We start from the raw sequence: 22,901 nt of genomic DNA on the forward strand, positions 1-22,901 counted from the left end.
TCGCGAGACTACCGCCGGAGCGGGTGACCCGTCCTCACGTTGGAGATCCGACACGGCCCTGTGACGCCGGAGCGTCACAGGGCCGTGGTGTGCGGTATCGAACGCGATCAGATCTTCGCGGCCTCGGAGCCGGGGGCCACCGGGGACGGGCCGGCGGCCGGCTCCGTCTCGGCGAGGTTGGCGAGCACGCCTTCCTTGACCTTCTTGCCGAGCTCGGCGTCGACGTTGGTCCAGTAGTCGAAGACGCGGGAGAGGATCGGCTCGACCACGCCGTTGGAGACGTGTCCGATGATGTTGGCCGCCAGCCGCTCCTTGGCGTCCTCGGTCATCACCTCGCGGTAGAGGATGCCGGGCTGGACGAAGTCGCCGTCCTCGGCGTGCTTGACGTACGGCGCCCGGATCTGGTCACCGGCGGTGTCCCAGCCGGCCGGGTTGCCGTGCCGATCCTCGTCGGCGTGCGGGCCGCCGAAGGAGTTGGGCGCGTAGACCGGGGTGCCCGGAGAGTTGAAGTGGTGCCGCATCGCCCCCTCCTTGGAGTAGGAGCTCAGCTGGCTCTTCGGGGCGTTCACCGGCAGCTCGGCGTAGTTCGTGCCGATCCGGTAGCGCTGGGCGTCGGCGTAGCTGAAGACCCGGCCCAGCAGCATCTTGTCCGGGGAAGCCTCGATGCCCGGAACGAGGTTCGACGGCGCGAACGCGGCGAGCTCGATCTGGGAGTGGAAGTTCTCCGGGTTGCGGTTGAGGGTCATCGTGCCGACCTTGATCCGCGGGTAGTCCTTCTGCGACCACACCTTGGTCAGGTCGAACGGGTTGAACCGGTAGTTCTCCGCCTCCGCGTAGGGCATGATCTGCACCTCGAGCGACCAGGACGGGAAGTCGCCCTTGGCGATCGCGCCGAAGAGGTCCTGCCGGTGGTGGTCCGGCGCCGAACCGGCCAGCTCGTCGGCCTCGGCCTGGGTCAGGAACTCGATGCCCTGGTTGGTCTTGAAGTGGTACTTGACGAAGAACCGCTCGCCGGCGGCGTTGACCCACAGGTACGTGTGCGAGCCGAAGCCGTCCATGTGACGGAACGACTTCGGGATGCCCCGGTCGCCCATCAGCCAGGTCACCTGGTGCGCGCTCTCCGAACGCAGCGTCCAGAAGTCCCACTGCATGTTGTGGTCACGCAGACCCGAGTCCGGCAGCCGCTTCTGTGAGCGGATGAAGTCGGGGAACTTGATCGGGTCCTGGATGAAGAAGACCGGCGTGTTGTTACCGACGAGGTCGTAGTTGCCGTCCTCGGTGTAGAACTTCAGCGCGAAGCCGCGCGGGTCGCGCCACGTGTCGGGGCTGCCCTGCTCGCCGGCGACGGTCGAGAAGCGGGCGAGCATCTCGGTCCGCTTCCCCTTCTGGAGGAACTTGGCGTGGCTGTACCGGCTGATGTCCTCGGTGATCTCCAGGACGCCGAACGCACCCGAGCCCTTGGCGTGCACGACCCGCTCCGGGACACGCTCGCGGTTGAACTGCGCGAGCTTCTCGATGAGGTAGTGGTCGTGCAGCAGGATCGGACCCTGCGCGCCCTGGGTCAGCGAATTGTTGTCGCTGCCGGCCGGGATGCCATGGTTGTTGGTCGTGATGGCGCCCGGTGTCAATTCAGTCATCCGTGTTCTCCATAGCTTCGTCATTGCTTTCCCGGCCGATTCGGCAGGCAGGGCAGACTCCCCAGAACACGATCTCGGCTTCGTCGACGACGAACCCGTGACCATCGGCCGGGGTCAAACAGGGGGCGGCACCGACCGCACAGTCGACATCGACGATGACGCCACACGACCGACACACCAGGTGGTGGTGGTTGTCGCCGGCGCGGCTCTCGAACACCGCCGGTGAGCCGGCCGGTTCGATCCGCCGCACCAGCCCAGCCCCGGTCAGCGCCGACAACACGTCGTAGATCGCCTGCTTCGAGACCGAGCCGAGCGCAGCGCGCACCCGCGCGGTGAGGGCGTCCGCCGTCGAATGCGGGTGAGCGGCCACCTGGTCCAGCACGGTGATCCGCTGGGTGGTCACCCGCATTCCGGCAGCGCGCAGCAACGCTCGCGCGTCCCTCTGCTGCGTCACCCCGGTCATGATCTCAAGGGTCACGCCTTTTCTGGAAAGAGTCAAGTTTCCGTGCTGTGAGATCCCGAACTCCCACGGGCGGCCCCCCGCAACTCCAGCCATGAACCGACGGAAGGGTGCGACCCGACGGTCGCACCCTTCCCACCACGGCTCGCGGGCGCCGTTCAGCAGCTCAAGTTGCCGCCGGCGGTGGTCCCCAGGATCTGGACAAACCTCTGGTACGCGTCGATCCGGCTCTGCACCTGCGCCGGGTTCCGACCCCCGCACTCCAGGCTGCCGTTGATACTGCGGATCGTCTCACCGAAGCCGCGGCCGTTGACCATCGCGTTGTGCGGCGTCATCGTGCCCGGCCCGCTCTGGGTGTTCCAGTACCAGAGGCCGGTCTTCCAGGCCACCGCCGCGTCGTTCTGCACCAGGGACGGATTGGTGAGCAGAGGCAGTCCCAGTGCGTCGCCGGCGGCCTTGTAGTTGAAGTTCCAGCTCAGCTGGATCGGACCGCGGCCGTAGTACGCGGCCTGCCCGGCCGGGCAACCGTACGGCTGACCAGCGTCGCAGTAGTGCGGGTAGTTCGCGGTGTTCTGCTCCACGACGTGGACCAGGCCACCCGTCTCATGGTTGACATTCGCCAGGAAGGCCGCGGCCTCCTGCTTCCTGACGGTGTCACCGCCCGTGGTCGCGAAACCGGGGTAGGCCGACAGCGCCGCCGTCAGACCGTTGTAGGTGTAGAAGGAGTTGCGGCGCGGGAACATCTGGTTGAACTGCGCCTCGCTCACCACGAAGCCCGCCTGGTTCGGCGGGTTCGGCACCGACGGGCTGCATGCGTACGGCTCCCAGAACCACGTGCTGATCACCGGGTCATAGCCGGGGTTGTCATGCTCGGCCCGGTAGAGGCTGCCGTCGGTGTACCGGACGATGTCGCCGGCGACGTACGCCCTGCCGGCCGCCCAGTCGGGATAGCTGCAGCCGACCGCGGCGGTGGCCGCCCGCGTCGGCGGGGGTTCCGCGGTCTCCGACGCGAAGGCCATCGGCACGACCGCCACCAGCGCGCCCGCGAGCGCTACGGCGGCCAACGAACCCACGATGCGCAGTCTCGACACTTGCTCACTCCTTCGTACGGCGACAGGCCGCACCCGATCAACGACAGAACCGGCCCGCACAGGGCTCCCGCGCCACGCCAGCGACCCGTCGCGACGTCGACGCCAGACCCAGAGCACTCAACCGGATCGCCGAAGCGCGATCAAGGCATGGAGGGTTATCTTTTTCTTAACTTTCCTTACTGTTACTCGACGAAGCCCCGCCGTCGACCGGGCGGAGCGAACACCTCCCCCCGCCGGACGGCCCGATCGCCCCGGCGGTTCCCGTCCCACCCTGTCGGAAATTGGCAATCGAGAAACTTGCATGTTCCGACGATGGCGTCCGTCGCCGACGCGCCGTTACGGTGATGCCTGTCGATGGATTGATCGTGGGCCCACGGTACGGACACATCGGCATCCCTCTGTCACAACCACCTCTCGGGGGAGGAACCCGGTGACATTCCACAGCGCCGTCCGGCGGGCTCTGGTGCCTGCCGTGTCCGTCACACTCGCCGTCCTACTGCTCGGCGCGCCGCCCGCACAGGCCGCGCCCGACGATGCCGCATTGCTCGCATCCGCCGAGGCCTATCTGCTCAACGAGAACTCGCTGCTCGTCGACGGGAAGGTGGCCAAGGGCGTCGCCGCGCTTCCGGTCGCCGCGTCGTTCCGGGCCGCGACCGGCGACCGACTGGTCGCCCGCACCCAGCAGCGCGACCTCGACACCCTCGCCGACGTCCACTTCTCCGCGGTGTCCACAAAGGTCAGTGCCGCTGGCCCGGCCCGGCTCGACGGCGACAGGGCCTATCTGGAGGTCAACGAGAACACCGACTACACCTTCACGACGCCCGGCGTGGATCCGTACGGGTACACCGTCGGGCACCAACTGACGTTCACCCGGTCCGCGGGGGTCTGGGGGCTCGCCGACATCAAGACGGTGGACACGAGCGGCCTGACCGCACCGAAGCGGCTGACCGACGCGGAGTACCGGGAAGCCCAGCGGGTGACTCTCGAACTGAAGGCGGGGTTGCAGAAGGCCGCGCCCACACGTGCCGCCGTCAACGCCGCCAAGACCAGCGGCAACGGCGTCTTCTACGACTACAACGCCATGGTGAGCTGGGCGCTCTACTACGCGAAGGACAACCCGGTCGACTACACCCGCGACACCAATGACTGCACGACGTTCGTGTCGTTCGCGCTGTCGAAGGGCGGCTGGCAGGAGGTGACCGGCTTCTATCAGAACGATTCCGCCTGGTGGTACAACTGCGACTGGTGCGCTCCCCGGCACAGTTACACGTGGGGCGGAGCGGTCAACTGGCAGCGATTCGCGTACAACGAATCGCGGCGGGTGACCGCATTGTCGAACGTCTGGTACCTGGCACTGGCCGACGTCCTGCAGTACGACGTCGCGGGCTACGGCGGCGTCGGGATCCCCGACCACACGATGATCACGACAGCCTTCAGCGGGTCGACGCCGCTGTTGAGCTATCACACGACCGACACCCGCAACAAGCCGCTCAACCAGATCCTGGCCGGCGCCGTCGGCCAGTCCTTCTGGGCGTTGCGCACCTGATCGACTGACGCGGATGCGCCGGGGGCTCGACGTCTCGACCACCCCCGGCGCATCCGCCGGTCAGCCCGCCCGTTGCACGGCGGCCCGCAACGCCGGCAGGTCGGCCCGGTGCGGATCTCCGTCACACGGCACCCGCACCTCCCCGTTCCTGATCGGATAGGCGGCGGAGGTGGAGAACTCGTAGAGCGGGCCACCATCGCGCCGCGGCCGCTCGGCGGGCCTCAACAGCAGGAGGTGTTCCCCCTGCTGGGGCAGTTGCGCAGCCGCGACCGGATACCAGACGGTCCAGGGGCCGGGCGGCAACGGCTGCGTCGTCAACGGATCACCCGGCTCGACGACGAATCCCGAGCTCTGGGTGACCCCGTCGTCGAGGTCGACGCGTGCACCGCCGACCGTGCCGTGCACCGGTAGGTAACCCGCTGCCCGCGCCTGCGAGATCCCCCGGGCGACGGCTGCCACGCACTCGGCCGGGGCAGCCGGAAGTTCGGGCTCCCGGAGCACCCGGGTGGCGACAACCGCGCCGCCCGCGAGGATGACGGCGGCGCCGCCGGCGACCGCGAGCCGCTGACCGGTTCCCCACCCCCGGCGGCCCGACGGTGCCACGCCTCCCGACCGGGCCGGCGGTACGTCTCCCGAATGGTCCTGGTCTACAGGCATGAGCGATTCCTTCCCGGAACCGGCGACCGTCCGACATTCATCGTAGGCGATGCCTGCGTCGCGGAGGCCACTTTCGCCCAGCAGCTCAATCGGCGGAGAGCGGACCGGTGAGCCGGCCGGACCAGCCATCCAGCAGACCTTCCGGTTCGGCCTCCAGCACCCGATCGAGCAGCGTCGCGTAGACGTCACGGAAATCGGTCGTGAACTTCAGATCGCCGTTGTCCAGGTCCGTCAGGCTCGGTTGCTCACCGTAGAGGCCGCCGCGCACACCGGCGCCGAGCAGGAAGACGTTCGAGGCGGTGCCGTGGTCGGTGCCGTCGGAGGCGTTGGCGCGGGCGCGCCGGCCGAACTCGGAGTAGACAGCCACGACCACCTTGCGTCCGGCCGCCGACTTCGCCATCCGGTCGACGAACACGCCCACCGCCTTGTCGACGATGCCGAGCAGCTGCTCCTGGAGCTGCTTCTCGTCCGCGTGGGTGTCAAAGCCCCCGAGCGACACCGAGAAGGCCCGGGTGGCCACCCCGGCCTCGACGCACCGGGCGACCATGTCGAGCTGGACGTCGAGGGGCGCCCGACCGCCACCGGTGCCCGTGGCCTGCGGCACCGCATCGTCGGAATCCGTCTCGGCCGCCTCGTCCGCGACGTCGTTGACCGCGGTGACCATCTTGTCGATCTCGATCAGATCGGCGAAGCAGGCGGCGGCGCGGGCCTGCAGCGCCGGCTCGCCCGCCTGCGGTGCGCCGAACCCGGCGAGCGACTGCGTCCCGACCCCGCCCGGCAGGCTCAGCCTGCCGGCCGGCACGGCCGCCCCGGCCGTGGTCCGCCCCGCCAGCAGCGGCGGCAGCACCGGCTCGAACGACACGGCGAGCCGCGGGTCTCCCCCGACCGTGTCCAACCAGCGGCCGAGCCAGCCGGTCGCGCCCGGGCGGTCCGGTTGCGCGGTCTGCCAAATGTCCATCGACCGGAAGTGGCTACGATCCGCCTTCGGGTAGCCCACGCCGCGCACGATCGCGAGCCGCTTCTCACCGAAGAGCCGGTGCATCCCGGTGAGCGCGGGATTCAGGCCGAGCGCGTCGTCGAGGCGGAGCACCTGCCCGGCGTCGTAGGCCAACTCCGGCCGGGCGTCGTGATACGCCGCGTCGGCGTAGGGGATCACCGTGTTGAGTCCGTCGTTGCCGCCGTACAGGGTGATCAGCACGAGGGTCCGCGCGTCGGGGTCCCGGTCGTCACGGTCGGCGGTGGCGAGGATGTCGGCCAGGCTGTACGCCGTGGCGCCGGCCGCAAGCGCACCGCCTGCCACCACACCGCTGGCGATCAGGAACTTGCGGCGGGTCAGGGTGTCCATGTCACGACCTCCGGGGTTCGCGGGCCGGACGGCCCGCGTCAGTGGACGGCATACTCGGGGCTGACCAGGCCGAAGGTCAGCAGCTGCCGGATGTTGCCGACGGCCGGGGTCAGCACCGCGCGGGAGCGGTCGGTCCACCGATCGACGACGAGCAACCGGGCCAGCGCGTCGACGCGGCCCGCTGCGGGGGCGGCGGCGAGCCGGTCCAGCACGGTCGTGCTGGCCAGGCCGGCCAGCACCGCGGCCGCCCGCAGCCGCGCCTGCGTCGAGGAGGTGGTCAGCCATGCGGTTCCGGCGGGCCAGCCACCGACGCTCGGCGGCCGGAAGAGCACCTGGTCGAGCCCGTTGGCGACGTTGGTCAACTGCTTGCGCGACTGTCCATCGAGGGCGGTCACGGTGATGCCGAGTTGCCGCATGGCGCCGACGGCCCACTCGACCGGCTGCTTGACGAGCCCGCCGGCGGTGCCGGCGAAGGCGGGGTCGCGAAACAGCGCGCGCAACAGGGCCGTCACGTCACGGCCCGCCCCGTACGCGCTGGTCAGCCGTTGCTCGGTGGCCGCCGTCATGGGTTCGCCGGAGCCGAAGCGGAACCACAGCCGGCGGGCGAGGAAGGTCGCGCTCGCCGGCTGGCGGACCAGCAGGTCGGCGTACGAGTCTGCGTCGAACGCAGCGGTCCGCCCGAATATCGTCTTGGGTTCGCTGTCGTGCCGGCGCTGGTTGAACCGCGCCTCGCCGCTCGTCCGCTCGACCACCCATCCGGTCAGGGCGCGGGCACCGGCCTTCACGTCGTCTTCGGTGTAGTTGCCGATGCCGAGGGTGAACAACTCCATCAGCTCGCGTGCGAGGTTCTCGTTCGGCGCCTGCCGGGTACTGCGCTGCCCGTCGAGCCAGAAGATCAGGGCCGGGTCATGAACCATCGCCGTGACCAGCACGCCGAAATCGCCCCGCCCGTACCGTCGGAACGTCTCCTGCTGGCGCAGCATCAGCGCGGCCGACTTCACCTTCTGCACGCTGGTGGCCCAGTGGCCGTGCCAGAAGAAGACCAGCTTCTCGCTGAGCTGATGGTCGGCCGCGACCAGTCGGCTGATCCACCACTGGGTGATCGTCTGGACCTGCTGGCGTCGCTGCTGCTGAGCCTGCTGCCGCTGCTCCCGGGTCGACTTCCCGGACAGCGCGGCGTACGGGTCCGGGCCGAGCGCGGGGATCGGGGTGGCGGCCGCGCCCAGGTCCGGGCCGGTGGGCGCGAGCAGAGCCGCCAACGTCGCGTCGACGCCGGCGCGTTCGGCCGCGTCGACCTGCGCGGCCGTCGGCCCGAAGGTCGTGCGGCGCAGCAGATGGGCAGCCGCCTCTCGATTTCCCATGGCGCAGACGCTAACGCCCACACGTAAGCGCGAGGTAAGGGCACCGTCCGGGCAACGTTCACGACGGCCAGCACACACCGATGGTGGGTGCTGGCCTCTCGCGGTTGCGGCGGGGTCAGTCCCGTTCGATCAGGTGACCCACGACGCCGGGGGCGAGCATGACGGCGAAGCCGGATCCGTCGCGGCGCTTGTCGATCGACGGCAACTCCACCGGATCGCCGGTCCCGGTCGCGCCGGCCGGACGCGGTCCGATCCACGCCAGAACAAGCTCGCTCTCGCCCTTGAGGAACCGCTGCGCGCGCACACCGCCGGTGGCCCGCCCTTTCGCGGGGTATTCCGCGAACGGGGTGACCTTGACCGTGCTGGCGGTCGAGGTGACGACCATCGGGGCACCGTGCGCGGTGTCGTCGGTCCGGATCGCACCGAAGAAGACGACGTGCGAGCCGGCCGTGACGTTGATGCCGGCCATACCGCCACCCTTGAGACCCTGGGGACGCACGAGCTTCGCGTCGAACCGCAGCAGTGACGCGTCGGAGGTCACGAACACCAGTGTCTCGGTGCCGTCGGTGAGCCAGGTGGCACCGATCACCTCGTCGCCGTCCTTGAGCCCGATGACCTCGAACTCGTCGGAGCGCACCGGCCATTCCGGCGCGGTCACCTTCACCACGCCCTGCCGCGTGCCCAGCGCGAGCCCCGGCGAACCGGCGCCCTGCTCCCCGAGCGGCGCCAGCCCGACGACCTTCTCCCCCGGCTGCAACGGCACGAGCTCGCTGGCCGACATGCCGCCGCGCAGCGAGACCGTACCCGCCTGCTCCGGCAGCACCGGCAGCGGCAGCACATCCGTCTTGAACGCCCGTCCCAGGTTGGTCACCAACAGGACCTGACCGCGAGCGGTGGAGTGCACGACGGCGCGTACCGCGTCGTGCTTGACCCGGCCGTTGCGGCGACGTCCCTCGGACGCCTCCTCCGACTCGGCGGCGGTCCGGGCGACCAGGCCGGTCGCGGAGAGGATCACCTGGCACGGGTCGTCGGCCACCTCGAGCGGCCCGGCCGGCACGGAGGCGGCGAGCACCTCCTTGAGGTCGCCGTCGATCAGCGTGGTGCGCCGCTCGGTCGCGAAGTCCTTCACGACCGCGGCCAACTCGGTGGAGACGAGCTTCTTCAGCACGGCCTCGTCGTCGAGGATCAGCGACAACTCCGCGATCTCACCGCGCAGCTTCTCCTGCTCGGTCTCCAACTCGATCCGGTCGAACTTGGTGAGCCGGCGCAGCGGCGTGTCGAGGATGTAGGTGGCCTGGATCTCGGAGAGCTTGAACTGCCGCATCAGACCATCCTTGGCGGCCTGCGCGTTGTCACTGCCCCGGATCAGCCGGACCACCTTGTCGATGTCCAGCAGCGCGATCAGCAGGCCGTCCACCAGGTGCAGCCGCTCCTGGCGCTTACGGCGCCGGTACGTCGTGCGCCGGGTCACCACCTCGTAACGGTGGGCCAGGAAGACCTCGAGCAGGGCCTTGAGGCCGAGGGTCCGCGGCTGCCCGTCGACCAGGACCAGGTTGTTGATGCCGAACGACTGCTCCAACGGCGTGAGCCGGTAGAGGTCGGCGAGCAGCGCCTGCGGATTGACGCCGACCTTGCACTCGATGACCAGGCGGGTGCCGTTCTCCCGGTCGGTGAGGTCCTTGACGTCGGCGATGCCCTGCAGCCGCTTGGTCTTGTTGACCTCGTCGGTGATCTTCTCGATGATCTTCTCGGCGCCGACGCCGTACGGCAGGTCGGTCACCGTGATCGCCTGACGCCCCCGGCTGCCCTCCAGCGGGCCGATCTCGACCTTGCCGCGCATCCGCACGACACCACGCCCGGTCTCGTACGCCTTGCGCACCTCGTCCAGGCCGAGCAGCAGACCACCGGTCGGCAGGTCCGGGCCGGGCACGAACTCCATCAGCTTTTCCAGCGGCGCCGTGGGGTGCGTGATCAGCCAACGCGCCGCCGCCACCACCTCGCCGAGGTTGTGCGGGATCATGTTCGTCGCCATGCCGACGGCGATGCCGGAGGTGCCGTTGACGAGCAGGTTCGGGAACGCCGCGGGCAGCACCGCCGGCTCTTCCAACGACCCGTCGTAGTTGGGCCTGAACTCGACGGTCTCCTCGCCGAGCTCGCCGACGAGGAGCATCGCCTCGCGCGACATGCGCGCCTCGGTGTATCGCGCCGCGGCCGGGCCGTCGTCCGGCGAGCCGAAGTTTCCGTGCCCGTCGATCAGCGGGACGTTGAGCGAGAAGTCCTGCGCGAGGCGGACCATCGCGTCGTAGATGGCGGTGTCGCCGTGCGGGTGGTACTTACCCATCACGTCACCGACGACGCGCGCGGACTTCACGTGGCCGCGGTCCGGCCGGTAGCCCTGCTCACTCATCGAGAACAGGATGCGGCGGTGGACCGGCTTGAGGCCGTCGCGCGCGTCGGGCAGTGCACGGGAGTGGATGACGCTGTACGCGTACTCCAGATATGAGTCTTCGACCTCGGTGGTCAGCGGGTTGTCGAGGACGTGCGCCCCCGCCTGGTCGAAGGCGGACAGGTCAACCTGCGACTGCGTCCCCTTGCGGCGTGCCATTGGTGAGTGCTCTCCTCGAAGAACCTACGAATACAGCGAGTTGGCGACGTGCGCGATCAGGCGTCGATCGTTTCCTGGTCGACGCGGCTGGCGGAGTCGATGAGCCAGTTCTTGCGCGGCTCGACCTTCTCGCCCATCAGCAGCTCGAGAACCCTCTCCGCCGCGTCGACGTCGTCCAGCGTGATCCGGCGGACGGCGCGGCTGGCCGGGTTCATCGTGGTCTCCCACAACTCGTCCGCGTCCATCTCGCCGAGGCCCTTGAACCGGGGAATCGGGGTGACGATCTGCTTTCCGGCCTTCTCCAGCCGACCGACCGTGTTCGACATCTCGAGCTGCGTGTACGTGTAGATGGTCTCGGTGTTGCGGCCCTTGGTAGTGATCTTGTGTAGCGGCGGCATCGCCGCGTACAGCCGACCGGCCTCGATCACCGGGCGCATGTACTTCGCGAAGAGCGTGATCAGCAGGGTTCGGATGTGCGAACCGTCGACGTCGGCGTCGGCCATGATCAGGATGCGTCCGTAGCGGAGCGCGTCGAGGTCGAACGTGCGCCCCGATCCCGCACCGAGGACCTGCACGATCGCCGAACACTCCGCGTTGTCCAGAACCTGCTGCAGGCTCGCCTTCTGCACGTTGAGGATCTTGCCGCGGATCGGCAGCAGCGCCTGGTACTCCGACGAGCGGGCCATCCGCGCCGTGCCCAGAGCGCTGTCTCCCTCGACGATGAACAACTCGCTGCGGTCGACGCCGGTCGACCGGCAGTCCACCAGCTTCGCCGGCATCGACGCGCCCTCCAGGGCCGTCTTGCGGCGCGCGGCGTCCTTCTGCTGCTTCTGCGTCAACCGGACCCGCGCGGCGTCGACGATCTTCTGCAGCACCGTCCGCGCCTCGGTCTTGGTCTTGCGGTCGTCGACCCACGCCTTGAGGTGCTGTTCGACGATCGTCTGGATCACCTTGGTGATCCCGGCGGTGGAGAGCTCGTCCTTGGTCTGCGAGGTGAACTGCGGCTCGGGGATGCGCACGTGGATGACGGCGGTCATGCCCTCGAGGACGTCATCGAGGGTGGGCGCGTCCTCCTTCGGCTTGAGCAGACCCCGGGTGTTCTTGATCGCGTCGCCCAGCGCGCGTACGGCCGCCCGCTCGAAACCCTTGCGGTGCGTGCCACCGTGAACGTTACGGATCGTGTTGGTGAAGCATTCGACGGTCCGCTCGTAGCCCGTCCCCCACCGGAACGCGACCTCGACCTCGGCGCGCCGCTGCACGTTCGACTGCATGACGCCGTTCTCGTCGGCGGCGTTCTCCTTGTAGGTGCCCTCACCGTTGACGAGCAGCGTGCCGGAAACCGCCTTGTCCCCGGCCGGGGCCAGGAACTCCACCATGTCGGCGAGGCCGTTGGGGAACTGGAAGGTCTCCTCGCGCACCTCGTCCTGCGTGCCGTCGCGCAGCACGTAGGTGACACCGGGAACGAGGAACGCGGTGTTGCGAAGCTTCGTCCGGACGGCGTCGACGTCCAGCGCCGCACCGGTCTCGAAATAGCGGGAGTCATACCAGTAGCGGATCGACGTGCCGGTGGGCTCGCCGCGCTTCATCTTCCGCACCACGTGCAGCCCGGATTCGCGGGTGAACGCCGCCGTCGGGCCGGCGCCGGCGAAGACGCCCGGCACACCGCGCTGGAACGACATCTGGTGGACCTTGCCGTCCCGCTTCACCGTCACGTCGAACCGGTGGGACAGGGCGTTGACGGCGGACGCGCCGACGCCGTGCAGGCCGCCGGAGGTCTTGTAACCCGAGCCGCCGAACTTGCCACCCGCGTGCAGGCGGGTCAGCACCAGCTCGACACCGGAGATGCCGGACTTGGCGTGGATGTCGGTCGGGATGCCGCGACCGTTGTCGTCGACCTGCACCGACCCGTCGGGGTGCAGGATGACCTCGACGCGGGTGGCGTGACCGGCGACACCCTCGTCGGTGGAGTTGTCGAGGATCTCGTTGACGAGGTGACCCACGCCACGGCTGTCGGTCGACCCGATGTACATGCCGGGCCGCTTCCGGACGGCGTCGAGGCCCTCAAGGTGCGTGAGGTCGTCGGCCCCGTAGAGGGTCTCGGGCTGTGCAGTCACCTGGTCGTACTCCCAGAGTCGTGTCGGGGTGGGCGCCTGTCAGGATGAGCCGTGGCACGGCGAATCCGCAGGACAACGCAGCGAGCCTAGTCCCCGGGTGGGACATGGGGCCGCAACCGGGGCCGAAGGCCGCGGTGGCGTGTACAACAGGCCACCGGTCGCAACTCCGGCAGCGGTCGGATACGTCAACGCCGTGGACGCCCGAGATACTCCCTGGCATGACCGCGCGCGAGCTCCCGACCTTCGTCAGGTCAGTCATCCGAGCAGCTCACCCCCGGGCTGGCCCGGGACCTCGTCCACTCCTACCTCACCGCTGCATCGGCACTGATCCGCGCCACCGTACGCGCCGTCACCCTCCCACCACGTACGGCCCGGCCCGGCTTTTCCGGGTGGTGGCGAAGGTCGATCGTCGGTGTTTGCCGCACGACGCGGATGGATAGCCGTCATGGATGTGACGCGTTTGCCTCGCCGATCGGGCTGAGGTAACGCAGACGCGAGGAGGTGAGGCGCAGGACCGAACCGCACTCCCCACATCCGCAGCGAATCTGGACGGAGCGCAAGCATGGTGGGAAACAGAGCGGTCGCCTACATGGGACCGGGCAAGGTCGAGATCCAGGACACCGACTACCCGACGCTGGAACTGCGCGACGGGCCGGGCGTGAACCCGGCCAACGTCGGTCGCAAGACGCCCCACGGGGTCATCCTCAAATGCGTCGCGACGAACATCTGCGGCAGCGATCAGCACATGGTCCGCGGCCGCACGACCGCCCCCGAGGGACTCGTGCTCGGCCACGAAATCACCGGCGAGGTCGTCGAGAAGGGACCCGACGTCGAGTTCATCCAGGTCGGTGACGTGTGCTCGGTGCCGTTCAACATCTCCTGCGGGAGGTGCCGCAACTGCAAGGAGGGCCGAACCGGCATCTGCCTGAACGTCAACCCGGACCGACCGGGCTCCGCGTACGGATATGTGGACATGGGCGGCTGGATCGGCGGTCAGGCGCAGTACGTGATGGTGCCGTACGCCGACTGGAACCTGTTGAAGTTCCCCGACCGTGACCAGGCCATGGAGAAGATCCTCGACCTGGCGATGCTGTCGGACATCTTCCCGACCGGTTATCACGGATGCGTCACCGCGGGTGTGACGACCGGTTCCACGGTCTACATCGCGGGCGCCGGCCCGGTCGGGCTCGCCGCGGCGACCTCCGCGTTCCTGCTCGGCGCGGCCGTGGTCATCATCGGCGACCTCAACGAGGAGCGGCTGGCCAAGGCACGCAGCTTCGGATGCGAGACCGTGAACATCAGCGAGGGCGAACCGCAGGACCAGATCGAGCAGATCCTCGGGGTCCCGGAGGTCGACTGCGCCGTCGACGCGGTCGGGTTCGAGGCGCGCGGGCATGGGCGGGAAGCGGACGTGGAGAGGCCCGCGACCGTGCTCAACTCGCTGATGACCATCGCCCGTGCCGGCGGCGCGATCGGCATCCCCGGGCTCTACGTCACCGGCGACCCGGGCGCGCAGGACGAGGCGGCCAAGGAAGGGTCGCTCTCGCTACGGCTGGGCCTCGGCTGGGCCAAGTCGCACGCCTTCTACACCGGCCAGTGTCCGGTCATGCGATACAACCGGCAGCTCATGATGGCGATCCTGCACGACCGGGTGTCGATCGCCAAGAACGTCGACGCGACCCCGATTCCGCTTGAACGGGCCCCGCAGGGCTACGCGGAGTTCGACCAGGGAGCCGCACGGAAGTATGTGCTCGACCCGCACGGCCTGATCAGCAGTCCCCGCTGATCGGTGAGCGGTTGATCGAAAGGCCGGGCCGCGACCGTCGCGGAACCCGGCCTTTCGACGGCTCCCACTACGCAGGCCTACAGGTACTCCACCCCGGCGCGGCGCCGCTTCTCCGCAGCGCTCGCCGACCGGCGTCGCGCTACAGCGCGCCGCCCTGAGCGTGATGCCACCCGAGGCGTTCCGCCATCGCCCCAAGCACGTAGAGGCTCGGCGCCTCGACCCGCATGCGGAGGGCGGCCAGGGTCGCTTCGGCCGTGCGGCTGCTGATGTCGAGGTCTCGCGCGGCGGTGAGCACGGTGTGCCCCCGCGCAAGCAGTTGCAGCAGCTGTTGCTCGCGCGCGGAGAGTCCCATGTGGCGACTCTCCGATTCCGGGGTCGGGGGGACGGTGGCGGCGCTGTGGGGGCCAGGCGCCGGGACCAGGAAAAGTCCCCTGGTACGCCCGGCTGCCGTCGCCGTGCGTCTGGATCGACTCCACGTGGACACGCCCACCCCTCCCCCCGTATCGCCTGCTCAGGTGCATCGAGGCTACGCACGACAGGCCAACGGAAAAAGGATCTTGACAGCACCGCACCGGCGTGCAGCACGACGCACAGTTCCGCCCCGCGCCCCGCGCACGCGCCGTGGAGCTCAGACGATCATCCGATCAGGCACCAGAACTCGGACTCAACGTACGAGTCGAAAGAGCTCTTGCGGTGACGTCGCGCGCCGGGCTGCGGCGGCCGAGGCCGCTCGCGGCGGACGGATTCCCGACTGTGGCGCAACCCGTGCAGGACAGCAGGTGGGCACGGGTAGCGCGCCTGCCGGTGCGGGACGGTCCACGATCGGGACGTGATCGCGGCGATCAACGTGTTGGCCTGGGGACGCCGGGCAAAACCCAAACGCCTGTGGAGCGCAGGTAAGACCGGCACCCGTGCCGGCACCGCGCAGGAATCCCCCCGAACGCTGCGTGTTCCGCGCACAGCGCGGAGGGAATCGACGTCCTTTAGGACGGCGGGAACGTCACTTCATCTTTTTCGTGGAGGGGGCGACGAGGTTCGTGTACTCACGGTGCCGGGTGGCCCACTCGGCGAGGAAGGGACAGATGGGGACCACGGTGCGGGTCCGGCTCCTGGCGTCATCCATGACCGCCCGCGCCAGCAGGTCGCCCACATCACGGTCCTCGTAACCGGGCGAGATGTTCAGATGGGTGACGGCGATGATCCTGCCGGTCACCTGGTAGGTCATGAAGCCGGCCAGGGCCTGGTCAGCGTCGCCGTCCCGGGCCTCGAAGCGTTCCCGCTCCGGCACATCTGTCACATCGATGGGCACCCGCCCATTCTATGGGCCGCGTCGGAGCGGGCCGACCGGACACCGTTGAACAGGCACCTACCGTGGCCGCGTCAGCCGTTGCGCCAGTCACCGGATTTCAGGTGCGATCCGGCCTGCGGACCCATCAGCAGCATGCCGCCGTCGACCGGCCATGACGCGCCGGTCACGTAGGCGGCGCGCGGCTCGGCGAGCAACGCCACGACGGCGGCCACTTCGTTGGCGTCTCCGGGCCGGCCGACGGGGACACCCGGGCGCTCCACGCCGTGCGGGTCCACGTCCTCGTTATCGGTCATCGGCGTGGCGATCTCCCCCGGCGCGACCGCGTTCACCGTGATGCCGTGCTCCGCCAACTCCTGCGCCATCACCTTGGTCAGCAGCCCCAGCCCACCCTTCGCCGCGCAGTACGCGCCGGCGCCGATCCGGGGCGCGTGTTCGTGCACGCTCGTGATGTTGATGATCCGACCACCACGGCCGCTGGTGATCATCCGCCGGGCGGCCCGCTGGGCGCACAGGAACGGCCCGTCGAGATCGACGGAGAGCACCTGACGCCACTGCTCGAAGCCGGTGTCCACGACGGGCGTCCGGATGCCCGTACCCGCGTTGTTGACCAGCACGCCCAGCCCGCCCAGCGCGTCGGCGAGTTCGTCGATGACCGCCGCGGCGCCCGGCAGGTCGGTGAGGTCGAGATGGCGGACCTCGCACCGGCGACCCGCGGCGCGTACCTTCTCCGCGGTCGACTCGGCGCCGGTCTTGTCGGAGCGGTAGGTGACGCCGATGTCGAATCCGCTGACGGCCAGTGCCACGGCGGTCGCCTCCCCGATCCCGGAATCGGACCCCGTGATCACCGCTACCCGGTCGTAGTTCTCGAATCGCTTCGGCATGCGCACGCCGTTACCCCGGCCGCCCCGCGGTCACACCCGCCCCACCCGCGGATCCTCGGCGTCTCCCCCGCGCCGGCGGGTGCTTGCGGCTCGCTGTCGGGCATTGACCCGACCGTCAAACTGGTCAATGAACGATCAGCAGCGCGGTGTTCCGCACGGAGAGGAGCCCTCGTGAAGCTCGACATCTTCTGCAGCATCACGCCCGCGCCCGCGCAGGGCCGGCAACCGAGCGAAAGTCAGGTGCTGCGCAACTTCCTGAGCCAGTGCGAGGTCGCCGACGAGCTGGGCTACGGCACCGTGTGGGTAGCGGAGAGCCACTACAGCAACGAGTCGCAGAAGCGACATCCCCAACCCGTGCTGCCGCACTGGGACGGTGAGGTCGGTCTGAACACCGACGTCTGCCTGCTCGCGCAGCAGGTCTTCGCCCGCACCACCCGGCTCGACGTCGGATCCGCGATCACGAACATCGTCTGCAACGGCGGGCCGATCCCCGCCGCCGAGCGGGTCGTCAGCACCCTCGCGTGGCACGGCCTGGACCCGGCGGAGCGGCGGCGGCTGCGCATCGGCTTCGCCAGCGGCCGGTTCGACTTCGTCAACCGACTCACCGGGGTGCGTCCGCGCAGCGACTGGGAGGAGCTGGCCTGGAACCAGGTGAAGCGGGCGATTCTCTGGGAGGCGGCGGAGATCTTCACGCGGCTGGTCACCGGCGCGGAGCTGAGCAGCGACGAGGTCGCGCCGTTCGTCCTGCGCCGGGAGCACTTCCCCGATGACGAGCGGTGGCAGGAGGTACTTCGTGCCGCCGACCACCGCGGCGATGAGCTACCGGTGCCCCGGCGATGGCCGTTTCCGGTGACGAAGATCGTGCCGGAGCGGCCGCGACGCGAGCTGTTGCGTCTGCTCCTCGGTTCGGCGGACCCGCTCCTGCAGGCCCACCTCAACCGGATCGCTCCGGTGCGGGTGTTCAACCTCAGCATCACGCCGCCGCACGTCATCGAGCAGACGCACGAGCGGATGCGCGCGGTGTACCACCCGGCCGGAGGCGGGTGGCGCCGTGACTACATGCCGCGGACCACGTTCGTCTTCCTCAACGCACGTCCCGGCCTGTCGCCGGAGCAGCGTCGCGCCGCCGCGCGGGACGAGGCGCGCAGCACGCTGAGCGCGTACTGGCGCGCGATGGACGGAACGGTGGACCCGGCGAGAATCACCACCGCCGCGGAGAACGCGCTGGTCGGCGACGCCGACGAGGTCGCGGAGCAGATGATCGCCCGGTTCCACCCCCGGGACCGCCTGATGCTGTGGTTCGACTTCTTCAACCACGACAACGACCGGGTCATCGAGAACATGACCGCGATGATGACCGGCGTCGTCCCGCGGCTGGTGGCGCGCGGCATTCCCGTCGAGCTCCCCGACACCACGCCGGCCGGCTCCGCACGGTGACCGCGGCTGCCGCGGTCACCCCCCTTCACGGTTGACCCGACCCCGCCGCCCGGATACGGGCGGCGGGGCGGGCAGGGGCCGCGGTCAGCCGTTCAACCAGCGATGGATGCACTCCAGCAGATCGGCGGCGTCCACCGGCTTGGTGACGTAGTCGCTGGCGCCGGAGGAGATGCTCTTCTCCCGGTCGCCGTGCATGGCCTTGGCGGTGACCGTGATGATCGGCAGATCCGCGTAGCGGGGCATGGCGCGGATGGCCGCCGTGGCCGCGTAACCGTCCATCTCCGGCATCATCACGTCCATCAGGACGAGGTCGATGTCGTCGTGGCGCATCAGCATCTCGATGCCCTTGCGGCCGTTCTCGGCGTAGACGACATCGAGCCCGTGCAGTTCCAGGATGTTGGTGAGAGCGAAGACGTTGCGGGCGTCGTCGTCGACGACCAGGACCTTGCGTCCGACCAGCTCACCCGAGAGCGAGTCCACGGCGGGCCGGACGTCCGGCGTGGCAGGGGCGAACGGCAGGACCCGCTCCGGAGTGACCGCCGTGAGGTGCAGGGCGATGCGCTCGCGCAGCTCGTCGAGGCTGCGCAGGATCTCCAACGGCCGTTCGTGGGCGAGCGCCTGCAACAGGGCGTCCTGGCCGGGAGTCAGCGGGTGCCCGCGGTACGCCAGCACGGGCACACCGCGCAGCGCCGGGTCGTCGTGCAACGCCTTGAACACCGCGGTCCCGCTGTCGTCGGGCAGGTCGAGGTGCAGCACCAGGCAGTGGTGCCGCCGGCCGCTCATCGCCTCGACGGCCGACGCCGCGTCCACCGCGGTGACGACCTCCACCGGCGGGTTCCCCTCGCTCAGGTCGGCCGCGACCCCCTGGGTCAGCATCGTCAGCAGTCCCTTGTCGTGGCGTTCCAGCACCAGCACCCGGCGACCCTCACCCGGGGCGAGAGGAACGGCCGGCGGCAGCGCCGACGGGAGCGTCCACGGGAGCGCGACGTCGGGCGTGGCCTCGCCGGCGGTGGCGGACGGTACGGCGCCGAGCGGCATGTACAGGGTGAACGTGCTGCCCTGTCCCAGCACACTGTGCGCCTGGATCTGGCCACCCAGCAGCTGGGCTATCTCCCGGCTGATGGACAACCCGAGCCCGGTGCCGCCGTAGCGTCGGCTGGTGGTGCCGTCGGCCTGTTGGAAGGCGTCGAAGATGGCCGTCAGGTGCTGCTCGGCGATACCGATGCCGGTGTCGGTGACCCGGAACGCGATGACCGTGTCGGAGGGATCGAAGGTGTCCGGCAGCTCGGCGGCCTGCGCCCGCTCGATACGCAGCTCCACCCGCCCCTTCTCGGTGAACTTCACGGCGTTGGAGACCAGGTTGCGCAGCACCTGCCGCAGCCGCTGCTCGTCGGTGTGCAGCACGGTCGGCACGTCCGGACCGGTGGCGATCTCCAGCTCCAGGCCGCGCGGGGTGGTCAACGGCCGGAAGGTGGCGTCGACGTAGTCGCGCAGCGTGGCCAGCTCGAACGTCTCCGGGTTGATGTCCATCTTCCCGGCCTCGACCTTCGACAGGTCGAGGATGTCGTTGATGAGCTGCAACAGGTCCGTGCCGGCCGAGTGGATGACGGTCGCGTACTCGACCTGCTTGCCGGTCAGGTTGCGCCCCGGGTTCTGCGCCAGCAGTTGCGCGAGGATGAGCAGCGAGTTCAACGGAGTACGCAGCTCGTGGCTCATGTTGGCCAGGAACTCCGACTTGTACTTCGAGGCGAGCGCCAGCTGCTGGGCGCGGGTCTCCAGCTCCTGGCGGGCGTGCTCGATCTCGGAGTTCTTCGTCTCGATGTCGTGGTTCTGCCGGGCCAGCAGCGCCGCCTTGTCCTCGAGCTCGGCGTTGGAGCGCTGGAGCTCCTCGGAGCGGGCCTGCAGCTCCTCCGAGCGGGCCTGCAGCTCGGCGGCGAGGCGCTGCGACTCGGTGAGCAGCACGTCGGTACGGGCGTTGGCGACGATGGTGTTGACGTTGACGCCGATGGTCTCCGTGAGCTGGTCGAGGAAGTCGCGCTGGACCTCGGTGAAGCGGCTCATGCTGGCCAGCTCGATGACCCCGAGCACCTGGTCCTCGAAGAGGATGGGGAGCACCACCAGGTGCAGCGGGGCGGCCGCACCGAGGCTGGACGAGACGGTGACGTAGTCGGCCGGGACCGCGTCCACCACGATCGCCCGCTTGCTCACCGCGGCCTGCCCGACCAGAGACTCGCCGAGGGCGTACCGGCGGCCTGAGGCGTCGTGCCCGTAGCCGCCGACGACCCGCAGTACGGTCCCGCCGGCGGTCTCGTCGACGAGCAGGAACGTGCCGAGCTGCGCGGATACCAGGGGCGCGAGCTCGTTCATCACCAGGCCGGCGACCACGTCGAGGTCGCGGTGCCCCTGCATCAGCCCCGCGATGCGGGCCAGGTTGGTCTTGAGCCAGTCCTGTTCCTGGTTGGTCCGGGTGGTCTCGCGCAGCGACTCCACCATCGAGTTGATGTTGTCCTTGAGCTCGCCCACCTCGCCCGGGGCGTCCACCGTGATGGAGCGGGTCAGGTCGCCGGTGGCCACCGCGCTGGTCACCTCGGCGATGGCGCGCACCTGGCGGGTCAGGTTGCCGGCCAGCTCGTTGACGTTCTCGGTGAGCCGCTTCCAGGTGCCGGAGACGCCCTCGACCTCGGCCTGCCCGCCGAGGCGGCCCTCGCTGCCCACCTCGCGGGCCACCCGGGTGACCTCGGCGGCGAAGCTGGAGAGTTGGTCGACCATGGTGTTGATGGTGGTCTTGAGCTCCAGGATCTCGCCGCGGGCGTCCACGTCGATCTTCTTGGTCAGGTCGCCCTGCGCCACGGCGGTCGTGACCTGGGCGATGTTGCGCACCTGGCCGGTCAGGTTGTTCGCCATCGAGTTGACGTTGTCGGTGAGGTCCTTCCAGGTGCCGGCGACGTTGGGCACCCGCGCCTGACCGCCGAGGCGGCCCTCCGTGCCCACCTCGCGGGCCACCCGGGTCACCTCGTCGGCGAACGCGCCGAGGGTGTCGACCATGGTGTTGATGGTCTGGGCGAGCACGGCGACCTCGCCCTTCGCCTCCACCGTGATCTTCCGGCTCAGGTCACCCTGGGCAACCGCCGTGGCGACCAGCGCGATCGAGCGCACCTGGTTGGTGAGGTTGTTCGCCATCTCGTCGACGTTGTCGGTGAGGTCCTTCCAGGTCCCGCCGACGTTGAGCACCCGCGCCTGACCCCCGAGGCGGCCCTCCGTGCCCACCTCGCGGGCCACCCGGGTCACCTCGTCGGCGAACGCGGAGAGCTGGTCGACCATCGTGTTGATGGTCTCCTTGAGCGCCAGGATCTCGCCGCGGGCGTCGACCCGGATCTTCTGGGTCAGGTCGCCCTTCGCCACCGCGGTGGTCACCTCGGCGATGCTGCGCACCTGCGCGGTGAGGTTGTCCGCCATGACGTTGACCGACTCGGTGAGGTCCTTCCATGTGCCGGAGACGCCCTTGACGTCCGCCTGCCCGCCGAGACGGCCCTCCGTGCCGACCTCCCGGGCCACCCGGGTCACCTCGTCGGCGAACGACGAGAGCTGGTCCACCATCGTGTTGATGGTGTTCTTGAGCTCCAGGATCTCGCCGTGCGCGGTGACGGTGATCTTCTGCGACAGGTCGCCCCGGGCCACCGCCGTGGCCACCTGGGCGATGCTGCGCACCTGGTCGGTCAGGTTTCCGGCCATCGAGTTCACCGAGTCGGTGAGGTCGCGCCAGGTGCCGGCGACGCCGCTGACCTGGGCCTGGCCGCCGAGCCGCCCGTCGGTGCCCACCTCCCGGGCCACCCGGGTCACCTCGTCGGCGAACGACGAGAGCTGGTCCACCATCGTGTTGATGGTGCTCTTGAGCTCGAGGATCTCGCCCCGGGCGTCGACGGTGATCTTCTGCGACAGGTCACCCCGCGCCACCGCGGTGGTCACCTGGGCGATGTTGCGAACCTGACTGGTCAGGTTTCCGGCCATGAAGTTCACGGAGTCGGTCAGGTCGCGCCAGGTGCCGGCGACGCCCGGCACCTCGGCCTGGCCGCCGAGCCGCCCCTCGCTGCCCACCTCGCGGGCCACCCGCGTCACCTCGTCCGCGAACGACGAGAGCTCGTCCACCATCGTGTTGATGGTGATCTTCAGCTCGAGGATCTCGCCCCGCACGTCGACGGTGATCTTCTGCGACAGGTCGCCCCGCGCCACCGCGGTGGCGACCTCCGCGATGTCGCGGACCTGGTCGGTGAGGTTGCCGGCCATCGCGTTGACCGAGTCGGTGAGGTCCTTCCAGGTGCCCGACACCCCGGGGACCTCGGCCTGGCCGCCCAACTGCCCCTCGGTGCCCACCTCCCGGGCCACCCGGGTCACCTCCGAGGTGAACAGCGACAGCTGGTCCACCATGCCGTTGAAGACGGTCGCGATCTCGCCCAGCAGGCCGTCGGCGTCCTCCGGCAACCGGGTGCCGAAGTCACCGTCGCGCACCGCGGTCAGACCCGCCAGCAGCTGTCGCAGCCCGGGATCGGTCATCGCCGCCGTCGTGCTGGAAACCCCGCCCCCGCGGGACGCCGTCTTCTCGACCACCACAACCACCTCGCGTAGCAGCCGGACGACCACGTCTTCCGGCACAACATCAACCGCGCAAGTATGC

General features: G+C 69.4%; 15 protein-coding genes. 3 read left to right on the forward strand and 12 right to left on the reverse strand.

Features of this window, described 5'->3' with window-relative positions:
• Positions 1 to 107: 107 nt before the first annotated feature.
• The 3 genes from AB0J06_RS20415 to AB0J06_RS20425 all read right to left on the reverse strand — a co-directional run bounded on the left by AB0J06_RS20415 (position 108) and on the right by AB0J06_RS20425 (position 3,188).
• On the reverse strand, positions 108 to 1,637 hold the full coding sequence (locus AB0J06_RS20415) for a catalase (protein WP_357430519.1): 1,530 nt from the start codon (positions 1,635 to 1,637) through the stop codon (positions 108 to 110).
• Positions 1,630 to 2,100: a Fur family transcriptional regulator gene (locus AB0J06_RS20420; protein ID WP_357430547.1), complete on the reverse strand. Its 471-nt coding sequence runs from the start codon at positions 2,098 to 2,100 to the stop codon at positions 1,630 to 1,632. Before AB0J06_RS20420 ends, AB0J06_RS20415 begins: the two co-directional genes overlap by 8 nt.
• Before the next feature lie 155 nt (positions 2,101 to 2,255).
• Positions 2,256 to 3,188, reverse strand: a complete 933-nt coding sequence (locus AB0J06_RS20425; protein WP_357430520.1) for a glycoside hydrolase family 19 protein — start codon at positions 3,186 to 3,188, stop codon at positions 2,256 to 2,258.
• 472 nt (positions 3,189 to 3,660) lie between these two features.
• Here AB0J06_RS20425 and AB0J06_RS20430 point away from each other — a divergent pair, with 472 nt between their 5' ends.
• Positions 3,661 to 4,734, forward strand: a complete 1,074-nt coding sequence (locus AB0J06_RS20430; RefSeq protein ID WP_357430521.1) for an amidase domain-containing protein — start codon at positions 3,661 to 3,663, stop codon at positions 4,732 to 4,734.
• 60 nt (positions 4,735 to 4,794) lie between these two features.
• On the opposite strand, the gene AB0J06_RS20435 is transcribed toward AB0J06_RS20430, so the two are convergent.
• The 5 genes from AB0J06_RS20435 to AB0J06_RS20455 form a co-directional block, all read right to left on the reverse strand.
• The gene (locus AB0J06_RS20435) at positions 4,795 to 5,391 is read right to left on the reverse strand and encodes a hypothetical protein (protein ID WP_357430522.1); all 597 of its coding nucleotides are present in this window, start codon (positions 5,389 to 5,391) and stop codon (positions 4,795 to 4,797) included.
• A gap of 85 nt (positions 5,392 to 5,476) precedes the next feature.
• Positions 5,477 to 6,736, reverse strand: coding sequence for a DUF1501 domain-containing protein (locus AB0J06_RS20440; RefSeq protein ID WP_357430523.1), 1,260 nt, complete (start codon positions 6,734 to 6,736; stop codon positions 5,477 to 5,479).
• A 38-nt stretch (positions 6,737 to 6,774) separates the two neighbouring features.
• The gene (locus AB0J06_RS20445; protein WP_357430524.1) at positions 6,775 to 8,097 is read right to left on the reverse strand and encodes a DUF1800 domain-containing protein; all 1,323 of its coding nucleotides are present in this window, start codon (positions 8,095 to 8,097) and stop codon (positions 6,775 to 6,777) included.
• Positions 8,098 to 8,212: 115 nt separating this feature from the next.
• Positions 8,213 to 10,702 (reverse strand): DNA topoisomerase IV subunit A, encoded by a 2,490-nt coding sequence (locus tag AB0J06_RS20450; protein WP_357430525.1) that lies wholly within the window; start codon positions 10,700 to 10,702, stop codon positions 8,213 to 8,215.
• A gap of 56 nt (positions 10,703 to 10,758) precedes the next feature.
• Positions 10,759 to 12,816 carry a DNA topoisomerase IV subunit B gene (locus tag AB0J06_RS20455; protein ID WP_357430526.1) on the reverse strand — a complete coding sequence of 686 codons (2,058 nt, stop codon included), beginning with the start codon at positions 12,814 to 12,816 and terminating at the stop codon, positions 10,759 to 10,761.
• A gap of 562 nt (positions 12,817 to 13,378) precedes the next feature.
• Here AB0J06_RS20455 and fdhA point away from each other — a divergent pair.
• A complete protein-coding gene (gene fdhA, locus AB0J06_RS20460; protein ID WP_357430527.1) occupies positions 13,379 to 14,602 on the forward strand; it encodes a formaldehyde dehydrogenase, glutathione-independent in 1,224 nt (407 codons plus the stop codon).
• A gap of 139 nt (positions 14,603 to 14,741) precedes the next feature.
• On the opposite strand, the gene AB0J06_RS20465 is transcribed toward fdhA, so the two are convergent.
• The 3 genes from AB0J06_RS20465 to AB0J06_RS20475 form a co-directional block, all read right to left on the reverse strand.
• A complete protein-coding gene (locus AB0J06_RS20465; RefSeq protein ID WP_357430528.1) occupies positions 14,742 to 14,954 on the reverse strand; it encodes a LuxR C-terminal-related transcriptional regulator in 213 nt (70 codons plus the stop codon).
• A 648-nt stretch (positions 14,955 to 15,602) separates the two neighbouring features.
• Entirely contained in the window at positions 15,603 to 15,911 is a 309-nt protein-coding gene (locus tag AB0J06_RS20470) for a GNAT family N-acetyltransferase (RefSeq protein ID WP_357430529.1), read from the reverse strand.
• A gap of 71 nt (positions 15,912 to 15,982) precedes the next feature.
• Positions 15,983 to 16,792: an SDR family oxidoreductase gene (locus AB0J06_RS20475; RefSeq protein ID WP_357430530.1), complete on the reverse strand. Its 810-nt coding sequence runs from the start codon at positions 16,790 to 16,792 to the stop codon at positions 15,983 to 15,985.
• A 171-nt stretch (positions 16,793 to 16,963) separates the two neighbouring features.
• Between AB0J06_RS20475 and AB0J06_RS20480 the strand changes: the two genes are divergently transcribed.
• Entirely contained in the window at positions 16,964 to 18,229 is a 1,266-nt protein-coding gene (locus AB0J06_RS20480; RefSeq protein WP_357430531.1) for an LLM class flavin-dependent oxidoreductase, read from the forward strand.
• Between the two features lie 84 nt (positions 18,230 to 18,313).
• On the opposite strand, the gene AB0J06_RS20485 is transcribed toward AB0J06_RS20480, so the two are convergent.
• Positions 18,314 to 22,780 (reverse strand): HAMP domain-containing protein, encoded by a 4,467-nt coding sequence (locus tag AB0J06_RS20485; protein ID WP_357430548.1) that lies wholly within the window; start codon positions 22,778 to 22,780, stop codon positions 18,314 to 18,316.
• Positions 22,781 to 22,901 lie beyond the last annotated feature (121 nt).

It is taken from the genome of Micromonospora sp. NPDC049679, assembly GCF_040659735.1.
Lineage (GTDB): Bacteria > Actinomycetota > Actinomycetes > Mycobacteriales > Micromonosporaceae > Micromonospora_I.